Source organism: uncultured Granulicatella sp. (assembly GCF_963528315.1).
Classification (GTDB): domain Bacteria; phylum Bacillota; class Bacilli; order Lactobacillales; family Aerococcaceae; genus Granulicatella.
The window spans coordinates 1-4,424 of sequence record NZ_CAURVV010000072.1 but is presented as its reverse complement, the minus strand read 5'-3'; the positions used below and the strand labels follow the sequence as shown (position 1 = coordinate 4,424).

The window sequence follows — 4,424 nt, the reverse complement described above, 5'->3', positions numbered from 1 at the left end:
CGTATTCACGGATCTTATTGTCAATCTCTTGACGGTTTTTCTCAACCAACTCTTCAATACGAGCTGGATGAATACGACCATCTTTGAGCAACATTTCCATAGTCATACGGGCAATCTCACGGCGAATCGGGTCAAAACCTGACAAGGTCACCACTTCTGGTGTATCGTCAATAATCACATCAACCCCTGTCAAACTTTCGAAGGTACGAATGTTACGTCCTTCACGACCAATAATGCGTCCCTTCATAGTATCGTCTGGCAGATGAACCGTTGAGTTTGTTGACTCCGCTACATATTCACCAGCGATACGTTGCATAGCTTGAACCAGAATGTCCTTGGCCATTTTATCAGAACGTTCCTTGACCTCTTGCTCAGCTTCGCGAATACGGCTAGCAATCTCCTTGGTCAAGTTTTCCTCTGTCTGTGCCAAGATAATATCTCGTGCTTCTGCCTGAGACAGAGCACCAATACGCTCTAGTTCTGCTTCTTTTTGTCTTTCGACTTCCTCTAATTGCTCTTCACGCGCATCAAGGTTTTTCGCTCTATCAGAAATACTTTGTTCTTTTTGTTCAAGTGTTTGTTCTTTACTCGTCAAATTGTCGTCCTTACGGTCAAGGCTAGTAGCTCTCTCTGTCAAACGACTTTCGATTTGTTTGAGTTCTTGACGTTCTGATTTGAATTCAGCGTCCACTTCTTCACGGTATTTTCTGGCTTCTTCTTTGGCCTCCAATAGTGCTTCTTTTTTAAGAGACTTGCTTTCACGTTTAGCTTCATTAACAAGTAAATCCGCTTCACGCTCAGCTTGTCCACGTAAATTAGTTGCTTCTTGTTCAGCATTTAAAAGCATCAACTCTGCAGCTTCCTGAGATGATTTCATCTTAGCTGAGATGCTGACATATCCAATGACTAAACCAATGATGACGGCAAAAACAGCAATCGCAAGTGACATGATTTCCATGTTTTTACCTCATTTTATTGTTATTCCGAATGACATACATTCTTTTACATTCTACCATAAAAAAGTGATTTTCACAAACCTAAAATAGAATATGTTTTGGGGAAATTGAAGTGAATTTTAGGATTACACTTCTTTGGTTTTTTAAGGAGATAAGTCAGTGTCGCTATCAAAAAGTTCCACCGAATTTCTACAGCTATGGATTTTCTATTGTTGTGCCAAATAGTGTTCCACTAGATTCAAACATTTTGCTTTCAAGTCTTTGAAAATTCACTTTAGGAAATTACAGCTTATCTTCAAGATCAAATTTGTCATAAATTAACTTTTTTTATTTAGTTGTATCAATTTATTTCTTAAGTATTAATTTATCCTCATCGAAAGCTTTTAAAATATACTCATTAATCAATTTATTATCTTCTTCATTTTTTGAAAAATAAGTTTTAATATTATTGGGAGTTCTATGTTCTAGTAGACGATGGATAACATCATCACTTCTATCATGGAACCAGGTCCAATCTACTTCAGGATAAAGTCCTCGAATATCTTCTTCAATATCTTTTAAAATCTCAAAATCAGAAAAATATCCTTTTCTACTTAAGTTGTATAAATCTGATACAGACTTTTCTCTTGGGTCTGGGAAAGTTTTAACCCCCTCAACTCTTTTATCATTAATTCTTTTAATCAAATAATGGTAGATTTTATTTTGTATCTGAGGAAAATCATAGACATTATAACTCATCAAATCAATTACTTTATGGTAAATAATATTTTCTGATTCTTCATAAACTTTTAGAGTATCTAGAATGTCATCTTTAATATCCTTTTCAAAATACTTAAATAAGTGACATATCAAGTCAGAATATTCTATGATATTTTTTATATCATCATTTTTATATTTTATTCTTAAAATATCTGTATTAAATTTTTCGAGTACTATTATTGCAGTTTCCTGATCAGTTGAGCAGTATTCTAGTAACTGTGAATAGAGTGGATACACTGAATTATATAAAGAAAAATTTTTCTCAAAAATTTCATTTAAATGTTTATTTACAATCCCAATTATCTTAGATTTCAATGAATCTTTATCAATAACATCCATATTATCGAGGACAATTTTAATAATTCTCCTAAATTCCTCGCTCCAATTATAATACAGTGTTTGATTATTTAAAATTTCTATTACTTTTTCTATGTCAATATCATCAACAAGAGGAAGAAAAATTAGCATATTTTTAAGCTCTCGAAGATTTTCATCTTCAGTAATTTCAAGTCTTTCTTGAAGATAAGTAATTCGATTCAACAAGTAGTCTTTCGCTTTCTCAGTAACTTTTATTTTACCAAATGAATAGTTTCTAAAATATAAATTTACAACCTTAAAATCTATATTCGGAAGAATTAATTGAACATCATCCAAATCAAGATTTTTAAGCCAAGAAGATGTTCTATCGAAAATACTTGAGTCAGGATTTACATATGAATTATCATAACTGAGTAATAATATTTCTAAATATCTATTAATGATTGATTTATAAATCTTATAATGTTCAACACATAAACAATTTAATTTTAAAAAGTTATAAAGATTTTTTACTGTAAACTCCGCATTAAATAGATGATTATTAGCAGACCATCCTCCTCTTCTATAGCTTTCATGCTCTTCACGAATTTCATCAAATAATTCATTAATAGTTTCTAATTTTCTATATAAAAAATTGAAGTTAAGGATTGAATCTCTAAAAAATTCTATAATCTTTTTCTCATCTCCTGTAACCGAGTTAATAATTTGTTCTGTTAATTCGCTTAATTCTCCATCATAAAGTGGCTCTGCATAACTAGGTGTTTTTTCGTATCTATCAATTATTTGAATTTGCTGAAAATTAAATTCACAAACTAAAAAATTAAAATAGTCTTTCTGACGAAATGCTATATTAGCTAGTTCTCTAAATTTTGCTTTTGCTAAAGAATATTGTTTTTCTTCATACAACTTAAAAGCCTTACTTAAGAATCGATTCCCCTTTAAATCCCTAGGCTCACCAATCTCCATATCTAGAAAGCGATTTAATAAAGATTTTTTAGATACCATAATTCGTAATTCTTCATGACCATCAATTTCAAATCTTAATTGATCATTTCCAAACCAGCAATATTCATCATCCCAGTTTAAATCCCTTTGTTTCAAATCAGAATATCTAGAAAAATCTTTCGCATCAATAAAACTAAGTCTATCTAAAAAAGCCAGTTGATTCCATAAATCATCAGCATTATTTACATCTTGACTTCGGTTTTCTGATAGAACCTCTAAAAAATCTTTTGTCCTGCAATACAATTTGTTCTGTTTTTCTGATGTCTCCTGACCTAGATTCTCTTCATTAGAGATAATGAAAATTCCTTGCTTCTTATAATACTCTCGAATGATCATAGACGGTTCCTCGGGAGTATAAAAATAAGCATTTTTAGCATCCAATTTAAATGTATTTTGAATCATTCTAAAAATTGAATTAAAAGTCGAATCACTTAGAGAATACCCCACAAACAATAGAGTATGATTCATTATCAATGACTGGATTAAAGTAGAAATCATTGGGAAGTTCAAATGATAGTCTAAATAATCATCTTCTTTCAAAACAATATTTTTCTTACTGAAGTCACCATGCATTTTAATCAAGTATCTTTCCGAACTCGTATAAGGGATGTCTTTATCCTCAGCGACTACATTGTACTTTAACAAGCCACTTTCAAATTGACTCTCCAGAAGTGAATCATAGTTTGTCGTAATAATATGTTTTGGTGCAATTTTTTCTATTAATTTATGTAACTCATTTGGTTTACTCAATCCCTTCTTAAAGAAAATTTCTTCTATCTTCTTTGTGTACTGATTTTTCCCAAAAGTATCATAATAATACTGAGCAATTCTCAGTGGACTATCTGTTCTTTCTCCTGGTATGTTCAATTCTTTTTTTAATGATTGAATCAATTCTCCCCAAGTTGGTAGATTAGAATTAGCTGATATTCCTGCACCAACAAACAAAACTAAGGAATTTTCTTTAATAGAATTCTTTATTTGAGTTATAGATAAATTATAATTTTCTTCCATATTTTAACTATCCTATCATTAGCTTGTATTACATAAATACAAATTATCCTTATAAATATTCTTTTTTATTACATAATCTTAAACATAAGTTTATCATGGTTTATAAATATAAAAATTTATTTGTCTTTTATATTCAATTTATGATTTTTAATATAACCAGTTCTCTTCATTATACCACAAAATAACAAGCATAAAGCGGATTCAAAGATAAAGATTAAGGTTTATATACTAATTTTCTTTATTGACTTTTTGTCTTCTATATTAGGGAGTTTATCATTTTCCAAAAACTTTATCTTCAATTTGTTAACTAAAATTTCTACAATCATGACCACCCGTCTAACGGGTGGTTTGAACCAGGGCTATAAGCCCAAATTA

Annotated in this window: 2 protein-coding genes; both read right to left on the bottom strand. The window is 30.4% G+C overall.

Features of this window, described 5'->3' with window-relative positions; all coding sequences use genetic code 11:
- A partial coding sequence (locus RYK07_RS08780) for an Rnase Y domain-containing protein (RefSeq protein ID WP_314853486.1) occupies positions 1-958 on the bottom strand: 958 nt, incomplete at its 3' end.
- A 343-nt stretch (positions 959-1,301) separates the two neighbouring features.
- Positions 1,302-4,049 (bottom strand): SIR2 family protein, encoded by a 2,748-nt coding sequence (locus tag RYK07_RS08775; protein ID WP_314853485.1) that lies wholly within the window; start codon positions 4,047-4,049, stop codon positions 1,302-1,304.
- Positions 4,050-4,424: the final 375 nt, after the last annotated feature.